General features: G+C 55.1%; 23 protein-coding genes. 10 read left to right on the forward strand and 13 right to left on the reverse strand.

Features of this window, described 5'->3' with window-relative positions; translation table 11 throughout:
• Positions 1-25 precede the first annotated feature (25 nt).
• From dnaK to P156_RS0105015, 10 genes are all read right to left on the reverse strand, one after another.
• On the reverse strand, positions 26-1,924 hold the full coding sequence (dnaK, locus tag P156_RS0104970) for a molecular chaperone DnaK (protein ID WP_027869182.1): 1,899 nt from the start codon (positions 1,922-1,924) through the stop codon (positions 26-28).
• Positions 1,925-1,950: 26 nt separating this feature from the next.
• On the reverse strand, positions 1,951-2,535 hold the full coding sequence (gene grpE, locus P156_RS0104975; protein ID WP_051600662.1) for a nucleotide exchange factor GrpE: 585 nt from the start codon (positions 2,533-2,535) through the stop codon (positions 1,951-1,953).
• The gene (gene hrcA / locus P156_RS0104980; RefSeq protein WP_027869184.1) at positions 2,528-3,577 is read right to left on the reverse strand and encodes a heat-inducible transcriptional repressor HrcA; all 1,050 of its coding nucleotides are present in this window, start codon (positions 3,575-3,577) and stop codon (positions 2,528-2,530) included. Before hrcA ends, grpE begins: the two co-directional genes overlap by 8 nt.
• Positions 3,578-3,990: 413 nt before the next feature.
• A complete protein-coding gene (locus tag P156_RS0104985) occupies positions 3,991-4,728 on the reverse strand; it encodes a nitroreductase family protein (RefSeq protein WP_242838698.1) in 738 nt (245 codons plus the stop codon).
• Positions 4,718-5,134, reverse strand: coding sequence for a DUF3842 family protein (locus P156_RS0104990; RefSeq protein WP_027869186.1), 417 nt, complete (start codon positions 5,132-5,134; stop codon positions 4,718-4,720). The genes P156_RS0104985 and P156_RS0104990 overlap by 11 nt, the downstream gene beginning before the upstream one ends.
• A gap of 3 nt (positions 5,135-5,137) precedes the next feature.
• Positions 5,138-5,890, reverse strand: coding sequence for a nickel pincer cofactor biosynthesis protein LarB (gene larB, locus P156_RS0104995; protein ID WP_027869187.1), 753 nt, complete (start codon positions 5,888-5,890; stop codon positions 5,138-5,140).
• On the reverse strand, positions 5,877-6,638 hold the full coding sequence (larE, locus tag P156_RS0105000; RefSeq protein WP_027869188.1) for an ATP-dependent sacrificial sulfur transferase LarE: 762 nt from the start codon (positions 6,636-6,638) through the stop codon (positions 5,877-5,879). Before larE ends, larB begins: the two co-directional genes overlap by 14 nt.
• Before the next feature lie 117 nt (positions 6,639-6,755).
• Positions 6,756-7,067, reverse strand: a complete 312-nt coding sequence (locus P156_RS0105005) for a hypothetical protein (RefSeq protein WP_027869189.1) — start codon at positions 7,065-7,067, stop codon at positions 6,756-6,758.
• Between the two features lie 2 nt (positions 7,068-7,069).
• Positions 7,070-7,510, reverse strand: a complete 441-nt coding sequence (locus tag P156_RS0105010; protein ID WP_027869190.1) for a hypothetical protein — start codon at positions 7,508-7,510, stop codon at positions 7,070-7,072.
• A gap of 205 nt (positions 7,511-7,715) precedes the next feature.
• A complete protein-coding gene (locus P156_RS0105015; protein WP_027869191.1) occupies positions 7,716-8,120 on the reverse strand; it encodes a hypothetical protein in 405 nt (134 codons plus the stop codon).
• A 180-nt stretch (positions 8,121-8,300) separates the two neighbouring features.
• Between P156_RS0105015 and P156_RS0105020 the strand changes: the two genes are divergently transcribed.
• From P156_RS0105020 to P156_RS0105065, 10 genes are all read left to right on the forward strand, one after another.
• Entirely contained in the window at positions 8,301-9,299 is a 999-nt protein-coding gene (locus tag P156_RS0105020) for an ABC transporter permease (RefSeq protein WP_027869192.1), read from the forward strand.
• On the forward strand, positions 9,296-10,111 hold the full coding sequence (locus P156_RS0105025; protein WP_034802252.1) for an ABC transporter permease: 816 nt from the start codon (positions 9,296-9,298) through the stop codon (positions 10,109-10,111). Before P156_RS0105020 ends, P156_RS0105025 begins: the two co-directional genes overlap by 4 nt.
• A gap of 16 nt (positions 10,112-10,127) precedes the next feature.
• Positions 10,128-11,696 carry an ABC transporter substrate-binding protein gene (locus P156_RS0105030; RefSeq protein WP_034802255.1) on the forward strand — a complete coding sequence of 523 codons (1,569 nt, stop codon included), beginning with the start codon at positions 10,128-10,130 and terminating at the stop codon, positions 11,694-11,696.
• A gap of 46 nt (positions 11,697-11,742) precedes the next feature.
• Positions 11,743-13,215: an ABC transporter ATP-binding protein gene (nikE, locus tag P156_RS11640; RefSeq protein ID WP_051600665.1), complete on the forward strand. Its 1,473-nt coding sequence runs from the start codon at positions 11,743-11,745 to the stop codon at positions 13,213-13,215.
• A gap of 242 nt (positions 13,216-13,457) precedes the next feature.
• A complete protein-coding gene (locus P156_RS0105040) occupies positions 13,458-14,372 on the forward strand; it encodes a 3-hydroxyacyl-CoA dehydrogenase family protein (RefSeq protein ID WP_027869195.1) in 915 nt (304 codons plus the stop codon).
• Between the two features lie 150 nt (positions 14,373-14,522).
• Complete coding sequence (gene asrA / locus P156_RS0105045; protein WP_027869196.1) at positions 14,523-15,545, forward strand: anaerobic sulfite reductase subunit AsrA; 1,023 nt, start codon at positions 14,523-14,525, stop codon at positions 15,543-15,545.
• Positions 15,538-16,332 (forward strand): anaerobic sulfite reductase subunit AsrB, encoded by a 795-nt coding sequence (gene asrB / locus P156_RS0105050; protein ID WP_027869197.1) that lies wholly within the window; start codon positions 15,538-15,540, stop codon positions 16,330-16,332. Before asrA ends, asrB begins: the two co-directional genes overlap by 8 nt.
• 10 nt (positions 16,333-16,342) lie before the next feature.
• Complete coding sequence (asrC, locus tag P156_RS0105055; protein WP_027869198.1) at positions 16,343-17,332, forward strand: sulfite reductase subunit C; 990 nt, start codon at positions 16,343-16,345, stop codon at positions 17,330-17,332.
• A gap of 183 nt (positions 17,333-17,515) precedes the next feature.
• Positions 17,516-17,791, forward strand: coding sequence for a DUF2325 domain-containing protein (locus P156_RS0105060; protein ID WP_027869199.1), 276 nt, complete (start codon positions 17,516-17,518; stop codon positions 17,789-17,791).
• Positions 17,788-18,345, forward strand: coding sequence for a DUF3793 family protein (locus P156_RS0105065; RefSeq protein WP_027869200.1), 558 nt, complete (start codon positions 17,788-17,790; stop codon positions 18,343-18,345). Before P156_RS0105060 ends, P156_RS0105065 begins: the two co-directional genes overlap by 4 nt.
• Before the next feature lie 54 nt (positions 18,346-18,399).
• On the opposite strand, the gene P156_RS0105070 is transcribed toward P156_RS0105065, so the two are convergent.
• The 3 genes from P156_RS0105070 to P156_RS0105080 all read right to left on the reverse strand — a co-directional run bounded on the left by P156_RS0105070 (position 18,400) and on the right by P156_RS0105080 (position 21,824).
• Positions 18,400-19,878, reverse strand: coding sequence for a 4-hydroxyphenylacetate 3-hydroxylase family protein (locus tag P156_RS0105070; protein ID WP_027869201.1), 1,479 nt, complete (start codon positions 19,876-19,878; stop codon positions 18,400-18,402).
• Between the two features lie 116 nt (positions 19,879-19,994).
• Positions 19,995-20,912 carry a cyclase family protein gene (locus P156_RS0105075; RefSeq protein ID WP_051600667.1) on the reverse strand — a complete coding sequence of 306 codons (918 nt, stop codon included), beginning with the start codon at positions 20,910-20,912 and terminating at the stop codon, positions 19,995-19,997.
• A 60-nt stretch (positions 20,913-20,972) separates the two neighbouring features.
• Positions 20,973-21,824, reverse strand: a complete 852-nt coding sequence (locus P156_RS0105080) for a 3-keto-5-aminohexanoate cleavage protein (RefSeq protein ID WP_027869203.1) — start codon at positions 21,822-21,824, stop codon at positions 20,973-20,975.
• Positions 21,825-21,838: the final 14 nt, after the last annotated feature.

The raw sequence follows: 21,838 nt of genomic DNA on the forward strand, positions 1-21,838 counted from the left end.
TCCGTGAATCGTTGATTCTACGCTATTATTTATTATCATCATCGACGACAGTGAAGTCAGCATCTACGACATTGTCATCGTTGCCTGCAGGACCTGCCTGTCCTCCCATGTTCGGACCAGCTGCCCCTCCCATGTTCGGGCCGGCTCCTCCGGCAAATCCGCTCATGTCCGGACCTGCTCCGGCGGCTCCCTGCTGCTGATAGATCTTGGATGCCAGCGCGTGGAATTTCTCCTCCAATGCATCGGTCTTGGCCTTGATGTCATCCGGATTGTTGGCTTCCAGTGCTGCCTTCAGATCCTCCTTGGCACTCTCCAGACCGCTGCGCTCGCTCTCGTCCAGCTTACCTTCCAGGTCCTTCAGGTTCTTCTCGGTCTCATAGACCAGGGTCTCTGCCTTGTTCCGATCCTCGACCTGCTGCTTTCTCTTGGCATCCTCAGCGGCGTACTGCTCCGCTTCCTTAACCTTCTGGTTGATCTCCTCATCGGTGAGGTTGGTAGAGGAGGTGATGGTGATCGCCTGCTCCTTGCCGGTACCCAGATCCTTGGCGCTTACGTTTACGATGCCGTTCGCGTCGATGTCGAAGGTTACCTCGATCTGAGGGATCCCACGCGGAGCCGGTGCGATACCGGTGAGCTGGAAACGTCCCAGAGTGATGTTCCCTGCTGCCATCTCTCTCTCACCCTGCATGACATGAATGTCTACAGCGGTCTGATTATCAGCCGCGGTGGAGAAGATCTGGCTCTTCTTGGTAGGAATGGTGGTGTTTCTCTCGATGAGTTTGGTAGCCACACCGCCCAGTGTCTCGATGGACAGGGACAGCGGAGTAACGTCCAGCAGCAGCACGTCGTTGACCTCACCGGTCAGCACGCCGGCCTGGATCGCAGCACCGACAGCCACACACTCATCCGGGTTGATCCCCTTGAACGGATCCTTGCCGGTCACTCTCTTGACAGCATCCTGTACCGCCGGGATTCTGGTGGATCCACCAACCAGGATGACCTTGGCGATATCACTGTTGGACACACCTGCATCTGCCATAGCCTTCTGCATCGGCTCGATGGTGCGGTTCACCAGATCTGCTGTCAGCTGATCAAACTTGGCTCTTGTCAAATCCATGTTCAGGTGCAGCGGGCCGGCATCCGTCACGGTGATGAAAGGCAGATTGATGTTGGTGGTCTGTGCACTGGACAGTTCCTTCTTGGCCTTCTCAGCGCCTTCCTTCAGTCTCTGCAGTGCCATATTGTCATTTCTAAGGTCAACGCCGTTCTCCTTGGCAAAACTGTCCGCCATGAAGTTCATGATGGCGTTGTCGAAATCGTCTCCTCCCAGATGGGTATCTCCGTTGGTAGCCAGTACCTCGAACACACCGTCACCCAGTTCCAGGATGGATACATCGAAAGTGCCGCCGCCCAAGTCATAGACCAGGATCTTCTGGCTGCCCTCTTCCTTATCCAGGCCATAGGCCAGAGAAGCCGCTGTCGGCTCGTTGATGATTCTCTTCACATCAAGACCGGCGATCTTTCCGGCATCCTTCGTAGCCTGCTTCTGGGAGTCAGAGAAGTAAGCCGGTACAGTGATGACTGCCTCGGTGACCTTTTCTCCCAGATAACTCTCTGCATCTGCTTTCAGCTTGCTCAGGATCATTGCGGAGATATCCTGCGGGGTGTATTTCTTCCCATCGATCTCAACAGTGTAATCCTCTCCCATGTGGCGCTTGATAGAAGCGATGGTTCTCTGCGGATTGGTGACAGCCTGCCTCTTGGCAGTCTCTCCCACCAGCCTCTCACCACTTTTGGCGAATCCCACCACTGACGGAGTGGTTCTGTTTCCTTCTGCGTTGTTGATAACGGTCGGCTCTCCGCCTTCCAGTACTGCGACGCAGCTGTTGGTTGTTCCTAAGTCTATTCCGATTACTTTAGCCATAATTTGCTCTCCTTTCGTCGTCTGTCCTAATTATTGACCATGACCATAGATGGTCTGATTACTTTACCATTTAGTGTGTATCCCTTTTGCATGACGTTCGTGACCTTTCCACTCTCGTAGTTCGAATCGTCTGTCGTCATTACTGCGTTGTGGAAGTTGGGATCAAAATCCTCTCCCAGCGCCTTTATTTCCTCCAGCCCGGACTTGCTCAGCACATCCGTTAGCTGCTTGAAGATCATATTCATTCCTTCTGCATAGCCTGCATCTTCACCCTCGTGCTCCAGCGCTCTCTCAAAATTGTCAAGCACCTCCAGAAGCTGTGTCACCAGTTTCTCGTTGGCATACGCATAGATATCGCTTTTCTCGTTCTCTACTCTTCTCTTGTAGTTCTGGAAATCAGCCATGAGACGCATGTATCGCTCGCTCTCTTCCTCCTGGGAAGTCTCCTGCTGTTCCGTTGCCTCATCTTCAGGTTCCGGTTCTGCGCCTGCGTTGATATCTTCCTCAGCCTGTGCGCTTTCTGAATCCTGCGCTTCCTGATCAGTCTGCGGGTCTTCGATTTCGATCTCCACGCCCTGCTCTTGATCCATTACTCTTTCTTCGTTAGCCATCGTCGTTTTCTTCACCACCTCTTAGCATAAATGTGTTACTCAGATTCTCGGTAAGATATTCCACTATGGAAGTGATCTCTCCGTACTTCATTCTCGTCGGCCCGATCACTCCGATCTTACCAACCATCTGCCCGTCAACATGATACGTTGCCGTGATCAGCGAGCAGTCTTTCATATCGTCATCAGCATTCTCTGCGCCGATGGTCACGATCATTCCATCACCCCGGTTCATGAGCTTTTGCATGAGTTTCTCCCGCTTGTCGAACAGCGAGATAAAACTCCGCGCTCTATCCAGATCCATATACTCCGGGATATCAAATATATTGGAAAGGCCATCCATATACAGGTTCACGTTCAGCATGTCGGAAAGTGTCCGCATAAAGTTCGGCATGATGCTGTCCGCCAGTGCGTTCATGGCCTCGATGTCTGTGTTGAAATCATCGATGATGTTGCCCGTCAGCACATCGGAGATCGTTCTCCCCTTGTAGTTATAGGTGATGTTCTTGGCCAGGATCTGCAACTGTTCCTCCGTATACGGCACGTTCATGTGAAGCACCGTGTTGGAGATCTTGCCACTCTCTGCCACGATCATCAGCACTACGCTGTCCTGATCCACCGGGAGCAGGTTGACATACTTCAGCTTGTCCTCCTGCTTGCTGGGCGTCACCGCAAAGGATGCCAGATTGGTGATCTCCGACAGAAGCGCTGCCGCATGCTGCATGGTCTTGTCGAACTCAGCGATGTCTGCCTTCAGGGTCTCTGCAATGATCTGCTTCGCCTCCGGAGTGGGCTCTACCCGCCCCATCATGCTGTTGACATAGAGCCTGTAAGCCTTGTCGGAAGGGACTCTACCCGCCGAGGTATGGGGATGCGTCAAGTACCCCATTTCCTCCAGGTCGCTCATCTCATTTCGAATGGTCGCGGGACTTATGCTCATATCCAGTCTCTTGGACAAAGTCCTGGACCCCACCGGTTCTGCCGATCTCACATAATCCTGAATGATGGCCTGTAGAATCTTCAGTTTTCTTTCTGTTAATTCCATTGCCTTCTCCTTGTTAGCACTCACCTATACGGAGTGCTAATTACTATATATAATGTACTACTCTCTCGGCAGGATGTCAACACTATTTTCATAGTTTTTCTTGTAAATTTGGTGAGCGAATGTGGTGATCTTGTGACAAAGCAAACAGCCGGCGTTTCCGCCGGCTGCATGCTAGATGAACTATTGAAATTGAATGGACATTTATATCTATGTCACAAAAGAGGAATCGGTCAGAGATACTGCACCATGTGGTTGGAGTGGTCTTTCGACCGCGAACTCAGTTAAATTTATCTAACAAAACATTATTGATTCAGGCCGCTTCCGCGGCCTTGGTTAAGTACCTCTAACCACCATTATAATGCCATAAGTTGAGTCTCCTGTCAACCCCTATTCTAAAAAAAATCTACTCTCTCCTACTTGTTCCAGAGCTGTCTCCCCGACCCGATCTCAAAATGACAGATGACGATTCCCTTGTCCACTTTACAGAAGGGACCGAATCCGGCCTTTACCTTCACGGTCTCCCCTTCCAGGTAAAACCGGAACTTCTGCTGATTGATGGCAGTGGGAGCCATCAGTGCCGCCTGTACGCCCCGACGGAACCAGTCAGGCGCCGGGCGATCTGTCTGGCTCACATCCTCAAATTTTTTGGAACGGCGCCGGCTACCCTGATCTGCCCCGTGTCCCACGGTGATCACGGCCACCAGTTTCTCTCCTGGCCCGATGTCATACGCCCTGTCCACCTTGGTGTAGGTCCCTCCTACCCAGCAGGTGTTCAGTTCCAGTTGTTGCGCCAGCAGTACCAGCTTCTCTCCGTAATACCCGCAGCGCTCGTCCAGATCCCGAGACTTGGGACCGATCATCGTAATGTAATCCTGCACCCCCTGGAATCTTCCGTATTTCGCCTTAAACGTGCTGAACGCCTTGGGCTCGTTGGTGATAAGCTGCATGTGCAGCCCGCCCTCCTCGTTGTAGCGGGTGATGGCCTCCTGCAGTTCCTGAAATTGAGAACGGCTCAGAGGCTCCTCTGTATACTTACGAACAGAATGCCGATATTCGATGGCCTCCATCAGTGACATACGTTCAGGCATCCCTTCCACTTCACCGGTCTGTCTCTGGAGCAGAGCGGCATCCTTGCTTTTTCTACCGAACATTGTCACACTCCTCTCTTATCTTGGTGATGACGTCCGACACCAGATCGGAAACCGGCTGGCGGTCTACCCCAGCCACCAGGTTATCGCACATATTCATCGGGATGAGGATGCGCTTCGCAGGGCTTTGTGCCACCGCAAGCGCCATGGCCGGCGTCACCTCGCCCATGAGAGAGTCTGCGATGACGATCCCAAGAGGACCGATGATATAATCCGCACGACGACAAGCCACGATTGCCGGGTTCTCCCCGGTGGCCCCCTCGCTGGCACCTGCCTTCAGCATGGTCGCGGTGGCCACGCTGTTGGTCCCAACGACCTTGATCTCCGCGGCGGGGAACGCATCGCGTACTGCACCCACCACTTCTCTTCCAAGTCTTCCGCCCTGTCCGTCTATCACTACGATCTGCATCCGCTATCCCTCCATATGGTTGATCATGCTGGCCAGATAGCCAGCTCCAAAGCCGTTGTCGATATTCACCACGCTGACCCCGCTGGCGCAGGAGTTCAGCATGGCAAGCAGCGCTGTCACTCCGCCAAAGGCCGTCCCGTACCCCACACTGGTGGGCACAGCGATCACCGGACAATCCGCCAGACCGCCAACCACACTGGCAAGGGCGCCTTCCATGCCGGCGATGGCGATGATGACCCTGGCGTTCATGATGTCATCTGTATGATTAAGCAGACGATGGATCCCCGCTACTCCTGCATCGTAGACCCGATGCACTTCGTTTCCGAGCGTCTCCGCAGTGATCGCCGCCTCTTCCGCCACCGGAATATCGCTGGTCCCCGCTGTCATCACCAGTATATATCCCGGAGCATCCACCGGGATCATCTTCCCGATAACGGCTGCCCGGGCATCCTCAAAATACTGAAAAGGGATGTCTTTGCGAAAGTACTCCGCCGCCTCCTGGCTCATGCGTGTCACCAGGATGGTTTCCTGTCCATCCTCCCAGAGCGCATGGGCGATCCGATCGATCTGCTCCGGTGTCTTTCCGGCCCCATAGATGATCTCTCCGATCCCCTGGCGCAGTCCCCGATGAGTATCCAGCTTGGCGATGTCGATGTCCCGGATGGGATCCATCCGCAAGTCGTTGATGGCTTCGTTCACCGAGAGCTTTCCGGATGCTACCTTCTCCAGAAGCTCCCTGGTCTCATTTCTCGTCATAGGCTACCCTTCCTTTCAGGTCCAGGACCACCTCTCCAAAGTAGGGGGTGATCCCTTCGATGATCTCCTGTCTGATTGCAAGCACCTTCTCCATCTCCGCCTCCGGCACCTGGATCAGCCCCGTCTCTCCCCGCTTGCGCACGCGGAAATCCCGCAGCCCGTGCTCCCGGAGCACGTCCTCGGCACGCTCCACTCTGGCCAGCGCATCCTCTGTGATGGTCTCCCCGGTGGGGATCCTGGTCGCCAGACAGGCGTAACTCGGCTTGTTCCAGGTGAACAGGCCAGCTGCTTTCGATCGTTCTCTCACTTCTCGCTTGGTGATGCCACAGAGAGCGAGTGGCGAAAGCACCTTCATTTCGGACAAAGCCTTCATCCCCGGCCTGTCCTCCGCAGGATCGGAGGCATTGGTGCCATCCAGGATGGTGGTATAGCCATCCTCCCGAGCCGCCCGGCAGATGGCGCCAAAGATCTGCCGCTTACAATGGTAGCATCGATCCTGTGGATTGGAGGCCACCTCCGGATGAGACAGGATGTCGTGCTCCAGCACCGTGACCTCTGCTCCGATCTGTGCCGCCAGTTCCATGGCATCCTCATACTCGAACTGAGGCTGAAAGGCGGTCTTCATGTAGTACGCGCGAACATCGGAGCCATACTGGATCGCCGCCCACAGCAGGTAGGACGAGTCCACGCCGCCGGAAAACCCAAGCGCAACCTTGTTGTTCTGCTGAAAAAAATCCTGCAGTGTCATTCAGATTTCTCCTTGCATTTGAAAATACAATATAAGTATACCCGAAAATCACCAAAATGCCAACATAGAAAAACCGGCTTCGGCGTTGTGCCGAAGCCGGACAATTCCAAGCGTATATTATGCTTTTGTGGAGGTTTTCCGGGAAACCAGTCTCGACATGACGCCTTTTGGATCATTTGCCAGCAGTACCACCAGCCATCCCATCAGGCCGATCATGACGATCACGATCCCCAGAAGTGCATCATCTACAGACAGATCGAAGAATCCTTCGCCCTCTGCAACACAGAAAATGGCATCTCCCAACCACATCAGGGACGCGCCCCAGAACATCAGCGCCAGTGTCCCCAGCTTATAAGTGAAATCCGGTGCCTTCGCATACCACACGATAGTGGAGATGATGGCCGCGAAAGTAGTGATGATGAGACACATAACTACCTCCTTTCTTCGGCCAGGGCATTGCTCCGCTTGCACAAAGCATCCGCCACCAGAGTCATAACGAACCAGACAGCTGTTACGATGATCGCCATGGTCACACCCACGGTACTCATCTCATGAAGCATCTCCGCTGTGTCTGCCGCGTTATTCATCGCCGTCAGGAACGGTGGCCAGGGAACCACCTCCCCATGCCAGACGTGTTCAAACAGAAGCAGGAAAGCCCCGCCCCACAGCAGGTTGGTCAGCCAGCCGATCTTGCGGCTCCATGGGATCCTGTTCTCCCCCTGTTCCGCCACTTCTGCGGCATCCCCCTCGTAGACCTTTCCCGGGTCTGCGGGTCCTGCAGCCTGAAGTCCTAACTGCTCTTTCTTCTTGATCTGGCGGTTCACCACTGTCAGAACAACTGCCTCAACGGTAGGCACTAAAAAACAAGCCATAATCATCCTCCTTAACCTTGCACGTATTACAATATACCAACCAATCACCTTCTGGTGACAAATATCACGTGCAATGACACGATATAACGAATGGTATCTTCTAATACCTGCAAGCCTTCCTGGCTTGTTTACTCAACTATTATACAATGGATCGGGGGATGTTGTCAATAAATGCATCCTGCAGCATCCCCGTCTCCTGCGATCCTTACTTCGACTTCCTCCAGGCCTTGCGATATGCCTCCAGGTGCTTCGGATCGGAGTCACGGCGCTTCATCTGATCCATGTACATCTTCTCTGTCATACCCATCTTCTTGTAGAAGCTGAGAAGCTCGTTCTGCTTATGCCGGAAATAGAAAAATACACCGACAACTACCGCAACCCCTACGAGCAGACAGGGGATCAGCCCCGCCCATTTGAAATTGATAAACAGCAGGACGCAGGCGATGACCCAGAGGATGCCGGCACAGATGGCGATGATCCTGAACTTCTTCGGATCCATGGTCTTCGGCTGCTTGATCCCCTCCTGGTTCATGTAGTGCTTCTGCATGTTTCTCTGATATCCGCCAGACTGACGGTTGTAACCCATGTTTCTGTTTTTTCCTTTGCTCATTATCGTTTCCTCCCAATATACTATACTACATATTTTATACCCGGATTGTCAATACAGAAAAACGAGACCTTGCAACTAACCCGTTTCCTATGATATAATAGCGAAAGCCACGAAGGCGTTTTGTGCTCAGAAGAGCGCATACCATCTTCCGTGGTTTTTATTTTTTGCAAAAGGAAAGATATGAACCAAACACAGAAGAAAACCGAATATATTCTCCGAAAGACCGGGCAGATGCTCCTGGTGCTGTTCCTTCTTTCTGTGATCGTGTTCACGCTGGCAAGGCTTTGTCCCGGCGACCCTCTGCGGGCCTACTACGGTGACGGACTGGACCGGATGAACGAACAACAGAAGGAACTGGCCAGGGACAAGCTGGGACTGAACGACTCCTTCCCTGTGCAGTACGCCCGTTGGGCGGGAGAACTGGTCCACGGGGATCTGGGAATCTCCTACAAGTACAAGCGTCCGGTGACCGAAGTCATCGGGAATGTGTGGAGAAACACACTGACGCTTGGCGGGCTGTCCTTCCTCCTGACCTTCCTGCTGGCCATCTGGCTGGGCAGGCTTTGTGCTCTGCGAGAGAACACCTGGACGGACCGGATCCTGTGCAGGCTGGGGGTGGTGTCGGGGAGCATCCCGGCGTTCTTCCTGGCGCTGCTGCTGATCCTGCTCTTTGCCGTCAACCTGAGGATCTTCCCCACGGGGGGCGCTTACAGCCTGGGACATGCAGAGGATCTGGCGGACCGACTCTGGCATCTGGTGCTCCCAGTGACCGTGATGGTGCTGGGCCACCTGTGGTACTATGCCTACATGATCCGCAACAAGCTGCTGGAGGAGACCCGGAAGGACTACGTGATGCTGTGCAAGGCACAGGGGATCCCGCGGGGGCGGATTCTTCGACACTACTGCTTCCGGAACATCCTGCCTTCGCTTCTGGTGATCATGGCCATCGCCGTCCCCCACATCCTTGGAGGCACCTACGTGGTGGAGATGGTGTTCGCCTACCCGGGGCTGGGAACGCTGAGTTTTGAGAGCGCCCTCTACAAGGACTACAACATGCTGATGGCACTTTGCATGCTCACCGGGGCGGTGGTGCTGGTCTGCAACCTGTTGGCCCAGATCATCAGCGAATTCATCGATCCGCGGATGCAGTACGAAACCATAGAGGAGGTGAGCGCATGAACAGAAACAAGCCCATCTTCTCTCTGGCGCTTCTGGCGCTGATCGTGCTGTGCTGCGCCTTCGCCGGCCTGTTGGCCCCCTACCCGCCCGCTGCCATGGACAGTGCAGCGGTGAACCTGGCCCCCTGCCGTGCCCATCCCTTTGGCACGGACAACATGGGAAGAGACCTCTTCACCATGGTACTCTATGGGGGAAGGGCCTCGTTGATCATCGGTCTGGCCAGCGCCGCGCTCTCCACGTTCATCGCGGTGGTCTACGGGACCGCCAGCGGCCTTGCCGGGGAGCGAACGGACGACCTGCTGATGAGGACGGTGGAGCTTTTGATGAGTCTCCCCTCCATCCTGGTGATCCTGTTCCTTCAGGCCTGGTGGGGGCAGCCGACGTACCTGTCTCTCTCGGTGATCATCGGAATCACCAGCTGGATGAACATCGCCAAGATCGTCCGCAGCGAGGTGCGGCAGATCGGCGAAAGCGACTACATCCTGGCCGCACGCACCATGGGTGGCGGCTTCTGGTACATCCTGCGGCGGCATCTGCTTCCCAATTTCGTACCAGCCATCATGTTCATGGTGGTGTCCAACATCAGCTCTGCCATCATCACCGAGTCCACCCTGAGTTTCCTCGGACTTGGCCTGCCCCTGACGGAAGTCTCCTGGGGAAGCCTGCTGTCTATGTCGCAGGAAGCTCTTCTATCCAACTACTGGTGGATCATCGTGATCCCGGGCACCGTGCTGATCCTCACGCTGGTGTGCATCACCAATCTGGGAGAATATATTCGGCGATCGAACACACGACTATTCAGTAACCTGTAACAGAAAGGATAATGACATGTTGAAAAGCAAGAAACTAATAAGCATCGCGGCCGCTCTGGCACTTGTCATGGCCCTGGTCCTCACCGGCTGCAGCGGCGACAAAGCCGCCAGCTCGGATGCCAAGGATGGCAAGACCCTGATCTACGGCAGCCAGGACTACACCGCCATCAACCCGGCTTTGTTCGAGCACGGCGAGATCAACCTGCTGCTGTTCGCCGGCCTCACCACCCATGACGAGAACAACAAGGTGGTGCCCGGTCTGGCAGAAGACTGGGACTACGACGCGGACTCCCACACCTATACCTTCCATCTCCGTGACGGCCTCACCTTCCACGACGGTGAGCCGCTGACCTCAGAGGACGTGAAGTTCACCCTGGAGTCCATTCTGGATGAGAAGAACGCTTCGGAGATCGTCTCCAACTACACCGATATCAAGGACATCCAGTGCCCGGATGAGAAGACCGTCAAGATCCAGCTGGACAAGACCAACGTGGCCTTCCCGGATTACATGACCATCGGCATCCTGCCCAAGCATCTGCTCGAGGGCAAGGACATGACCAGCGACGAGTTCAACCAGAACCCGGTCGGAGCCGGCCCCTATAAGTTGGTGAACTGGGATATGGGACAGAGCATCACCATGGAGAAGTTCGACGGCTACTATGCCGGTGCTCCCAAGATCGATACCGTGATCTTCAAGATCGTACCGGATACGGATGCCAAGGCCATGCAGCTGGCCTCCGGAGACATCGACATGGCACAGATCACCGCCAAGACCACCGACGATGTGGAGAAGACCGGCAACTTCAACATTTACAACATGAAGACCGCCGACTACCGCGCTGTAGCGTACAACTTTGCCGGGTCCAAGTTCTTCAAGGCTCATCCTGAGCTTGCCAACATCCTGAGTTACGGGATCGACCGGGATGCCATCATCAAGAGCGTCCTGCTGGGTGAGGGCCAGAGCGCCTACTCCCCGATCCAGAAGAATGAGTTCAATAAGGAAGATATCGAGCACTTCGACTATGACCCCTCCAAGATGGAGAAACTCCTGGAGGAGGATGGCTGGACCAAGAATGCCCAGGGCATCTATGAGAAGGATGGCGATACGCTGAAGTTCAATCTGGATGCCATGGCAGACGACCAGGTGCGTGTGGATATGGCCAAGATGGTAGCCGCACAGCTGCAGGAACATGGTGTGGACGTCACCGCCAGAGCTGAGAAAGAGATCGACTGGGCCGGATTTGACGCAGTCATCATCGGTTGGGGATCCCCCTTTGACGCAGATGATCACACCTACAAGATCTTCACCACCGACGCTGGTGACAACTACACCGGCTACTCCAACAAGAAAATCGACAAGATCCTTGCCGAGGCTCGCTCCACAGACAAAGCCAAAGACCGCAAGGCCCTCTACGGTGACTTCCTGGAGGAGATGACAAAACAAATGCCCTACAGCTTCATCGCATACGTAGACGCGGACTACGCTGTCCGCAAAGACATCACCGGGATCACCCCGGACACCCTCCTGGGACACCACGGTGTGGGCATCTTCTGGAACATTGCAGACTGGGATATCGAATCCTAGAAAGGATCCTTTGCCGGCCCCTTCGTTCAGGGGCCGGCAGTCAATTATGAACATGAATGAACTTCTTCGGGTAGAAAATTTCAGATTAGCCTTTCACGGCCCGAACGGCCGTGTCCCGGCCGTCCGAGGCGTAGATCTGACGATCCGCCGCGGCGAAACAGTGGCCATCGTAGGGGAATCCGGCAGCGGCAAGACCGCTCTCTGCCGCTGTATCCTCATGCTTCACGCGGCCCACGCCAAGATCGAAAGCGGACGTATCCTTCTCTGTGGCAAGGAGGTCACCGCCATGGACGAGGCCGCGCTGAATCAGGTGAGAGGTACGGATGCCGCCATCGTTTTTCAGGATCCCATGTCCTCTCTGAATCCGGTGTTCTCCATCGGCACCCAGATCATGGACCCTCTGCGCTTCCATCAGGGGATGTCCAAGGGAGAGGCCCATGTCCGCGCACTGGAACTTCTCACCCAGGTAGGGATCGATCATCCGGAACTTCGGATGAAGCAGTATCCCCACCATCTTTCCGGCGGACAACGTCAGCGGGTGGCCATCGCCATCGCCCTGGCCTGCGATCCCGCCTTGCTCATCGCAGATGAACCCACCACCGCTTTGGACGCGGACACCCAGTCTAGGATCATGGAACTCCTGGGAGCGATCTGTCGCCGAAGGGATCGGGGCGTGCTCTTCATCACCCACGACCTGGGCCTGGCCAGAGATCTGGCTGACCGGATCCTGGTCATGAAGGAGGGCCAGATCGTCGAGGAAGGCACCGCAGAATCTGTGTTCCGCGCGCCGCAGCATCCCTATACCCAGGCCCTTCTTAGGTACGCCACCTATGGAAAAGGCAGCAGCCACTACCACGGCCATATCCGGGAGGAGATGGACTCGTTTGCGGAGCAGCCGGTGCTGGTCCGGGTGGAGAATCTCACCAAGACCTTCCGCCTCGGCCGCGCCCAGTCCCGCGCAGTGCTCCGGGACTTTTCTCTAGACATCCGCAAGGGAGAGATCGTGGGACTGGTGGGACCTTCCGGCTGCGGCAAATCCACCTTGGCCCGCTGCATGATGGGGATCCACACGCCCACCGCCGGGAGCATCTGGTATGCGCCCGGATGCAATAACAGCATGATCTTCCAGGATTCTGCCTCGGCGTTTGACCCACGGATGACTATAGAAGAGATCATTGCGGAACCCCTGGTGATCGCCGGTGGCTATCCCCGCCAGGAACGGCACCGCCGGGTACTGGAAGTGATGAAACAGGTGGAGCTTCCTGCTTCCCTGATGGACCGGCATCCTTACGATGTCTCCGGCGGCGAGCGGCAGCGAGCCGCCATCGCCCGAGCGCTGATCACCGATCCGGACTTCCTCATAGCTGATGAACCTATCTCCTCTCTGGATGTCTCCATTCAGGCGCAGATCATCCATCTGCTGAAACGGCTGCGGGAGGAACGGGATCTGACCATCCTCCTCATCGCCCACGATCTGCCCATGGTGTTGCACATCAGCGACCGGGTGTTGCAGATGTGAATTTTTCCGGCACAAAGCCTTTATGGCAAAACCCCCGTTTTCTTATGGCAATGCCATAAACATATCGACTTTTGCCATAAGAAAACTACCCAATCGCCGCCATTCTTATGGCAGAGCCCGGGGAATCTTATGGCAATGCCATAAGATTCCCCGGGCTCTGCCATAAAGGCTTTGTGCGATCGTAGTGGCACAATTCTTGCATAGGATATCTGTACATTGATGTAAGTAACAGGAGGTACCCTATGAAAATTGCTTTTGTGGGAACCGGCATGATCGGTTCCGGACTGGCCGTTAACGCTGCGCTGAAGGGACTGGACGTAGTCTTGTACGATGTGGTGGACACCGAGGTGGTGAAAGACACTGTCGGAAAGGTCCTGGACATTCTGGTAGAGGCGGGCGCCATCGACGCCGCCCGTGCAGACGAGACCATCGCAGCCATGGGCTTCACCCAGGACATAGCTGAGGCCGTCAGCGGCGCAGACTTTGTGCAGGAGTGCGTGCCCGAGAAGATCGAGCTGAAGCACAGCACCTATCGCCAGATCCAGGAGATTTGCGGTGAGGACGTGATCATCGCCAGCTCCACCAGCGGCATGTTCCCATCCAAGCTTTCCGAGGGCGCTCTCTATCCTGAGAAGATCGTAGTAGGACATCCCTACAATCCTTCCTACCTGCTTCCCCTCATCGAGGTATGTGGCCCCCACGCGCCGCAGGAGGTCCTGGACAAGGCCTGCGCGATCTACAAGGCCATGGGCAAAGAGCCTGTCATCTGCAAGAAGGAAGTCACCGGCTTCATCGTGAACAGCCTCTCCTGGGGCGTGATGGACGACGGCATCCAGAAGGTGCTGGACGGTGTCTGCGAAGTAGAAGATGTGGACAAGGCCATCATGTACGGCCCTGGCATGCGTATGGCTATCACAGGTCAGCTTCTGACCATGTCCATGGGCGTCAAGGGCGGTTTCCGCGTCATGGCGGAGAAGTACGGTGCTACCGCAGCACGCCGGCCGGAGCAGATCCCCCACTATCCTGAGATCGAGGACGGTGTGGAGGCCGAGATCGCAGGCCGCAGCCAGACACAGGGGCAGAATCTGGACGACATCGTCAAGTTCCGTGACAAAGCCTTCGTCGAGATCCTGAAGCTGCAGGGCAAAGAATTTTAGCGAAATACTCCATACCCTGGACCCAAGATCCCATCTCAAACGGTGGGATCTTTTTTTGCCCTCTTTTCATTTTTCGTTGACCCTCTGAATAAGATACGTTACAATCAAACCATAAGAACGACGAAACACAGAAGAGGAAGGAAGTATTTCATGGGCTATCTACTATCAAAGGACGGATTCGACAGGATTCTGGCGGAGCTGTCCCGGTATTACAGACTTTACGGGCCAGTTCGAAAACAAGGAGAAGGACGGTTTACGGACACCGATGTGATACGGTACGATCTCCTGAAGTCGTCCGAGGATCTGGAGTTGGAGCACAAGTCAGATTACTCGTTCAAAGAAACGTTGCTGCCGCTTTCGGAAACACTGTTCTACTTTACTGAGGAACAGGCGAAAGAGGCAGATCATACGGAACGGGGCACAATTGTATTTCTCCGGAGTTGCGACCTCCATGCGGTGAAACGATTGGATCAGATGTACCTTGCCAACGGGTCTTCTCAGGATCCGTTTTACAGAAGGATGCGGGAGCACATGTGGTTTGTTTTGATTGGGTGCCAGGAAAGCGATGAGGACTGCTTCTGCGTGGACATGGGGAGCAACGTGTCTGAGAACGGCTACATCTTCTCCGTGGACCGGACACAGGATGGATATCGCTGCGATGTACAGGCGGAAGCGCTGCAGGCATTGTTCCGGAGCACAGCGAAACGAGAGGAAGAGGTTGTCCCCGCCCATGTGACCGAGAATCCGACCAGCGTGGATCTCCCGGAAGACATCTCTCTGGATCTCTATCAGGACAGCCTGTGGGAAGAGTACAGCACCAGATGCATCGGCTGCGGACGCTGCAATTTTGTGTGTCCCACCTGCACCTGCTACACCATGCAGGACATCTATTACACCGACAACGGCCAGGCGGGCGAGCGCCGCAGAGTGACCGCCTCCTGTATGATTGACGGGTACACGGACGTAGCTGGCGGCGGTTCCTACCGAAAGACCAAGGGGGAGCGCATGCGGTTCAAGGTACTCCATAAGATCCACGATTTCAGAAAGCGCTTCGGCTATGATATGTGTGTAGGATGTGGGAGATGCGACGCGATATGCCCGGAGTACATATCCTTCCCACTTCTCATCAACAAGATCAGCGCTGCAGCAGGAAAGGAGGCCTCCCATGAGTGATCGCAATCCCTATGTCCCCTTCCCATCGGAGATCCTTCAGGTGATCCAACATACGGACATCGAGTACACCTTCCGCATGGCCTTCCTGGGGGAGGTGAAGCCAGGGCAGTTTTTTGAGGTTTCCATCCCGAAGTACGGAGAGGCGCCTATCTCCGTCAGCGGCATTGGAGATGGCTTTGTGGATCTGACCATCCGACGGGTGGGACGGGTCACAAACGAAGTTTTCGAGAGATACCAGGGACAGAAACTCCTTCTGCGGGGCCCCTACGGCAACGGGTTCGACCCTTCCATGTACACTGGGGGTGAGGTGCTGGTCGTTGCCGGCGGCACAGGTGTCTCTCCCGTGCGCGGCGTGATCCAGGAACTGGCGGATCGGAACGACCCGGAAAACAACCACGTGATCGTGGGCTTCAAGAACCCAGACAACATTCTTTTCCGGGATGATCTGACCCGTTGGGAGGAGCAACTCGATCTGACACTGACTGTGGATGCCGCAGAGGAAGGCTACACAGGCAATATCGGCCTGGTGACCGCCTTTCTTGATGGCGTTCCTCTCCGTGACATCGCAACTTCGCGGGCTATTGTGGTGGGCCCGCCCATGATGATGAAATTCACAGTACAAGGTCTGCTGGACAGGGGGTTCCAGGAAGAGAACATCTGGGTCTCCCAGGAACGCAAGATGTGCTGCGGTCTTGGAAAGTGCGGACACTGCAGGATCGGCGAAAAATACGTCTGTATCGACGGCCCTGTATTCAATTATACGGTCAGCAAGACCATGCTGGATTAGGAGGTGTGAGATGGGACGTGATGTGAATATCAAGAAACTTAAGAAAAACGCCTTCCGCTACTCCAAACACCGGGGTGAAACAGCCTCCCGGGTGCGCATTCCCGGAGGCGTGATCGATGCGGAGAGCATGGCGGAGGTGGCTTCCATCGCCGAAGAGTTCGGAGACGGCACCATCTTTCTCACCAACCGTCAGGGCATCGAGCTGCCCGGCATCGACATGGCAGACATGCCGGCGGTAAACGAGAGGCTCCAATCCATCATCGAAGCCTCTGGAGTCAACCAGGAGGAACCGGGACAGGGGTACCCTGCCTCCGGCACCAGAAACGTCGTGGCCTGCCCGGGCTCGCGACTCTGTCCCTTCGGTTGCTACGACACCACAGCCTTTGCCCGCAAGATGGACAAAGCCATATTCCCCGATGACCTCCACGTAAAGATCGCCTTCACTGGGTGCTCCAACGACTGCGCCAAGGTACGCATGGACGACATTGGAGTCATCGGCATGACGGAGCCACAGTACGATCCCCAGCGATGTGTGGGCTGCGAGCAGTGCGTCAAATATTGCCGGATCCGTTCTGTGAATGCGCTGGAGATGGTCAACGGAAAGATCCGGCGGGATCCCAAGCTCTGCATAGGCTGCGGGGTATGTGTCTACTACTGTCCCACCAGAGCCTGGACCAGAAGCAGCGACCACTACTTCCGGGTGGTCATCATGGGACGTACCGGCAAGAAGAATCCGCGTCTGGCGCAGGACTTCATCAAGTGGGCCGACGAGGACAGCATCATGAAGATCACAGAGAATATGTACGCCTATGTCCGGGAGTACATCGACAAAGGAGCTCTGGAAGGCAAGGAACACATCGGCTATATCGTGGATCGGACCGGATTCGCTGAGTTTGCCAAGTGGGCCATGGAAGGGGTCACACTGCCAGAAATGGCCGAGGTCTCCAGCACAGTCTACTGGGATGGCAAGCGCTACGACAGAAGCAACGATCTGAAATAAAGCGAAGGAGGATCTGCAGAGGTGATCTGCGGTCCTCTTTCTTTTCCTTGACAATTCCTTTCTCTCTGTGTATAATGTTAGATGTAATTAACTTCAATTCGATTAATTCGGCTGACTGCCGAATTAATTCTTCTCCAATAGTTAGATATATCTAACCTTTAAAAGGACAGAAAGGATTATTATATGAGCGTAGTGATCATCGGTGGCAACGAATGCATGGTCAGCCGCTACAAGAACATGTGCAAACAGTATAACTGCAAGGCGAAGGTATTCGCCAAGTTTTCGCAGGCCATGAGCGGAAACATCGGCAGCCCGGACCTGATGGTCCTATTCACCAACACCGTTTCTCACAAAATGGTGAAGACCGCCCTTAGCAAGGCACCTGAGGATACCCTGGTCGTACGTTCCCACTCCAGTTCCATGGCAGCGTTGAAAAAGGTTCTGGAGGTGCACGCATGACCATGCTCTCCGAAGAAATATTGACACGTCACTGTGCCCCTACCCTGGCCGGACTGAAGACCGGTAATATATTCTCCTGTGAACTGGAAGACCGGGATGCCCTCCGTGATGATCTGCGGGAACTGAATCGCACATTGGCAGGCAAGGGCCTTCGGGTCATTCCTCTTCACTATTCCGACAGAAAGGTCATGATCTACCTGTACCGCCCCGCCCGCCTTGCTGCAGACTTGCAGGATCGGTGCGCCATCAGGCTTCTCGCAGAGCGCGGTTACGATCTCTGCAGCGGTACCAAAGCCGTTCTTCACCTGATCAGCCGCATGCGGCAATGCAGCGCCTTTCCCCACGAGATTGGCCTCTTCCTCGGATATCCACCTCAGGATGTGGAGGGGTTCATCAATCAGGGATCTCGGAGCTGCAAGTGCGCCGGGCACTGGAAGGTCTATCACGATGAGAAGACCGCCCGGAAAACATTCGCCAGGTATGAGAAGTGCACCCGCATCTACCAGGAGAAGATCGCAAGCGGTTCAACTCTCTGCCGGTTAGCAGTTGGCTAAAAACAAACAGGAGCAGCCATGTGGCTGCTCCTGAATCTTTTCTGTCAGGATTGCTTACTCCTTGATCCCGGCGATATCCTTGGCCAGCTGCTTCTTGCCCTGGATGTTGCCCTGTCTGGAGATCATGATGCGCTGTGCCTGCGGGGAGCCAGCACCGTGCATGGACTCGGTCCGGTATCCGACGGCGGCGGTACCCAGGCAGAGGTTCTCCAGTAGACGGAGCACCTTGTTCCGGTCCTCGGTAGGAACATCGTCTCTGGTCTTGAAGTACTTCTCGCAGACCTCACCGATGCTCTCTCCGTTCTTCCCAACGACGACAGGAGAATCGAAGTCCTTCTGGGAAGGCAGGGTCACCATCAGGCCACCTGCGATGTCCTCGGCCAGACGAACGATCTCATAAGGGAAGCGGGTGATGTTCTGCTTGCACACGTTGGCCAGCAGCAGGTCGATCTGGTAGTTGCCTGCCTTGGTCTGGCAACCCTCGCAGGAGCAAGCGATGCCGCAGGAGAACAGTGTCTCGTTCAGGTGAGTCATCTCGATCAGTTTGTCCTTAATATGAGAGGCCTTATCGGCACCGTTGTACTCCGCTGCCAGTGCTGCCGCACCGATGACCACATCGCCCACGCCGACCTTGCAGCCGCCGTAACTCTGTCTGTGGTAGCCGGCAAAACGCTCGACCATCATGCCGGCGAACTCGTACTCACCAGCCATGAACACGTACTCGTTGGGAATAAACACGTCGTCGAAGACCACCAGAGCCTCCTGGCCGCCGTACTTCTGGTTGCCGGTGTCGATGGCACAGCCCTCTTCCATCTTTCTGGTGTCGCAGGACTGACGGCCATAGATCATGAACAGACCTTCTGCGTCGCTGGGACATGCGAAGGATACTGCGTAATCAGCATCCGCTTCTCTCATGGCGACGGTGGGCATGATGATGTGCCAGTGAGAGTTGATGGATCCGGTCTGATGCGCCTTGGCACCGCGGACCACGATCCCGTCCTCTCTGCGCTCCACGATGCGGACATACATATCCTTGTCGGTCTGGGCGTGGGGAGCCTTGCTGCGGTCTCCCTTGGGGTCGGTCATGGCACCGTCCACCACCAGGTCTTCTTTCTGGACCATCTTCAGGAACTCAGTGAAACGTTTGTGGTACTCTGTGCCGCACTTCTCATCGATCTCGAAGGTGGTGGAGTATACCGCGTTGAAAGCATCCATACCTACGCAGCGCTGAAAGCAGCTTCCTGTCTTCTGTCCCAGCAGACGCTGCATCTTGACCTTCTTTACCAGATCCTCTGTGCTCTGGTGCAGATGGGTGAAGCGGTTGACGGTCTCACCGGTCAGGTTGGACTTGGCGGTCATCAGATCTGCGTACTCGGGATCCTGAGCCAGGTCGTAGGTCATTGCCACGCTATTGATGGAAGGGCGAATGATGGGATGATCCACCCAGTTCTCTACCTGCTCTCCAAACATGTATACTCTTGTTTTTAACTTGCGCAGACTCTCGATGTACTGCGCGCCTGTCATCAATGCCATAGGTTTCTCCTTTTCTATCAATATGTATTTCCTGTCATTATAACACAGAAACGAAAAGAATGAAAGTAAAACGTGCTGCCGCACGCAAGCGGCAGCACGTCAGTGAAGTCGATCGATTAATATACGCCGTACGGATACTCCTTGTCCGGAACGCTTCTGTCGATTCTGTCAGAAGGAACGAACGCAACGGCACGAACGATGGTTCCGTCGCCCATGTACCATCTCAGTGGGAATGCGCAGAACAGGAATCTCTGGTTTTTGACCTTATCCAGGTCGCCACCCAGGTTCTCGATTCCCATTACGTTATGTGCCAGCAGGATGTCGTGGCAGGGCTCCCACTCAGGGAAATCTTCCTCAACCGGATGACCGACCATCTCTTCGTACTCTTCAACGATTCTGGGAACGTAGGGGCCAGGACCGTGCTTTCCACCGTAGGTATACAGGAAGTGGTCGATGGCCTGCATATCGAAGCCAACACCCTTCACATGATGCTCTACGAACCATTTCGCACCTTCGATGGACAGTCCTGGGCTGTAACCAAAGTAATCTTCGTTCTCACCCCAGCGTCTGTGTGTGCCGGTGTTCAGCAGGACCCAGTCACCTTCCTTGATGCCTCCGGGTACCTTCTTAGCAGCTTCTTCGATCTCCTCGACAGTGATCAGTTCCCACTTCCCCTTAGGGATATCCAGGCATACAGCCTCGCCGAAGTAGTTCTCGATCGGCAGTTCATGAGTGAACGGGCTCTCCGGGATAACATGCGACGGGGAGTCAGCATGCGTGGAGTTATGCATATGGAAAGAGTTGAAGGTCTGCAGCAGTCTGTAGTGCATCGGCATGTGCTGTACTCTGTCGATATGGAAGTCACCGTTGGACGGCCACAGCGGATTTCCTCTTCCAAACGGGTTGGAGAGGTCCAGAAGCTCGAACTTTCCATCCTTGAACATGTCGAAGATGCTAGCGTCATACGGCTTTTTCCAGTCATTGGTATGCGCGTAGTTCTCTTCACGAGTATGTCTTTCATAAATTTCAGACATGGTTTTTCCTCCTTTAACATTGTGTATATTTCAGTGTTATTGAAAACGATTTTAGTGAGCCTATTTCCGCAGGCCCAGGATCTCTCTGGCATCGTCCGGAGTGGCGACTTCCTTGCCGACCTCTCTGGCCAGCCGGCTGACTCTGGCGATGAACTGCTCGTTGGACTCGGCCAACACACCTGCGTTGTAGTATACGTTGTCCTCCAGCCCAACACGGATGTTGCCGCCCATAGCCAGGGCTGCCATCATGATCTCGTTGGCGCCTCTTCCGATGCCGAATGTACTCCAGGTGCAGTCCTCAGGCAGATGGTTCACCAGGTATACCAGGTTCTCGGTGGTAGCTTCCATGCCTCCCGGCGCTCCCAGGCAGAGCTGGAAGTGGGCCGGCGCCTGCAAGATGCCCTTCTTCAGGTAGTACTTGGCGGTGTTCAGCATACCCATGTCAAAGACCTCGATCTCCGGCTTGACCCCCGCAGCGATCATTTCCTTTCCGCAGAGCTCCAGGAATCCAGGCTCGTTCATGAACACTACAGTGTTCAGCCAGTTCATGGTACCCGCATCAAAGGATGCCATCTCCGGCTTCAGTTCCTTGAAAGGCTTGATCCTCTCTTCCCAGGAGAATCCCTGTCCGCCGGAAGAGGTCAGGTTGATGACCACCGGACATCCGGACTCGCGGATCAGGGTCACCGCCTCCTCAAATTTATCGTAACGCATGCTTGCCTTGTCATCGTCGTCACGTACGTGGATATGGACCACAGCAGCCCCTGCCTCATAGCAGGCCAGTGCAGACTCGCAGATCTCCTTCGGCTGCGTTGGCAGGTTCGGGTTGTTATCCTTGGTGGTGACCGCACCGGTCAGCGCCGCGGTGATGATGACTTTCTTCTTATCGTTCAATCTTCGTGTTTCAAGCATTTCTCTGATCTCCT

It is taken from the genome of Eubacterium sp. AB3007 (assembly GCF_000688015.1).
GTDB lineage: Bacteria > Bacillota > Clostridia > Peptostreptococcales > Anaerovoracaceae > Aminicella.

Coding starts and splice junctions, on each gene's coding strand:
- P156_RS0105010 (WP_027869190.1), bottom strand. CDS start 7,510: ATGGCTTGTTTTTTAGTGCCTACCGTTGAGGCAGTTGTTCTGACAGTG.
- P156_RS0105015 (WP_027869191.1), bottom strand. CDS start 8,120: ATGAGCAAAGGAAAAAACAGAAACATGGGTTACAACCGTCAGTCTGGC.
- asrC (WP_027869198.1), top strand. CDS start 16,343: ATGGGACGTGATGTGAATATCAAGAAACTTAAGAAAAACGCCTTCCGC.
- P156_RS0105005 (WP_027869189.1), bottom strand. CDS start 7,067: ATGTGTCTCATCATCACTACTTTCGCGGCCATCATCTCCACTATCGTG.
- dnaK (WP_027869182.1), bottom strand. CDS start 1,924: ATGGCTAAAGTAATCGGAATAGACTTAGGAACAACCAACAGCTGCGTC.
- hrcA (WP_027869184.1), bottom strand. CDS start 3,577: ATGGAATTAACAGAAAGAAAACTGAAGATTCTACAGGCCATCATTCAG.
- P156_RS0105020 (WP_027869192.1), top strand. CDS start 8,301: ATGAACCAAACACAGAAGAAAACCGAATATATTCTCCGAAAGACCGGG.
- P156_RS0104985 (WP_242838698.1), bottom strand. CDS start 4,728: ATGTTCGGTAGAAAAAGCAAGGATGCCGCTCTGCTCCAGAGACAGACC.
- nikE (WP_051600665.1), top strand. CDS start 11,743: ATGAACATGAATGAACTTCTTCGGGTAGAAAATTTCAGATTAGCCTTT.
- grpE (WP_051600662.1), bottom strand. CDS start 2,535: ATGGCTAACGAAGAAAGAGTAATGGATCAAGAGCAGGGCGTGGAGATC.
- P156_RS0104990 (WP_027869186.1), bottom strand. CDS start 5,134: ATGCAGATCGTAGTGATAGACGGACAGGGCGGAAGACTTGGAAGAGAA.
- P156_RS0105060 (WP_027869199.1), top strand. CDS start 17,516: ATGAGCGTAGTGATCATCGGTGGCAACGAATGCATGGTCAGCCGCTAC.
- asrA (WP_027869196.1), top strand. CDS start 14,523: ATGGGCTATCTACTATCAAAGGACGGATTCGACAGGATTCTGGCGGAG.
- P156_RS0105025 (WP_034802252.1), top strand. CDS start 9,296: ATGAACAGAAACAAGCCCATCTTCTCTCTGGCGCTTCTGGCGCTGATC.
- asrB (WP_027869197.1), top strand. CDS start 15,538: ATGAGTGATCGCAATCCCTATGTCCCCTTCCCATCGGAGATCCTTCAG.
- larE (WP_027869188.1), bottom strand. CDS start 6,638: ATGACACTGCAGGATTTTTTTCAGCAGAACAACAAGGTTGCGCTTGGG.
- P156_RS0105075 (WP_051600667.1), bottom strand. CDS start 20,912: ATGTCTGAAATTTATGAAAGACATACTCGTGAAGAGAACTACGCGCAT.
- P156_RS0105030 (WP_034802255.1), top strand. CDS start 10,128: ATGTTGAAAAGCAAGAAACTAATAAGCATCGCGGCCGCTCTGGCACTT.
- P156_RS0105070 (WP_027869201.1), bottom strand. CDS start 19,878: ATGGCATTGATGACAGGCGCGCAGTACATCGAGAGTCTGCGCAAGTTA.
- P156_RS0105040 (WP_027869195.1), top strand. CDS start 13,458: ATGAAAATTGCTTTTGTGGGAACCGGCATGATCGGTTCCGGACTGGCC.
- P156_RS0105065 (WP_027869200.1), top strand. CDS start 17,788: ATGACCATGCTCTCCGAAGAAATATTGACACGTCACTGTGCCCCTACC.
- larB (WP_027869187.1), bottom strand. CDS start 5,890: ATGACGAGAAATGAGACCAGGGAGCTTCTGGAGAAGGTAGCATCCGGA.
- P156_RS0105080 (WP_027869203.1), bottom strand. CDS start 21,824: ATGCTTGAAACACGAAGATTGAACGATAAGAAGAAAGTCATCATCACC.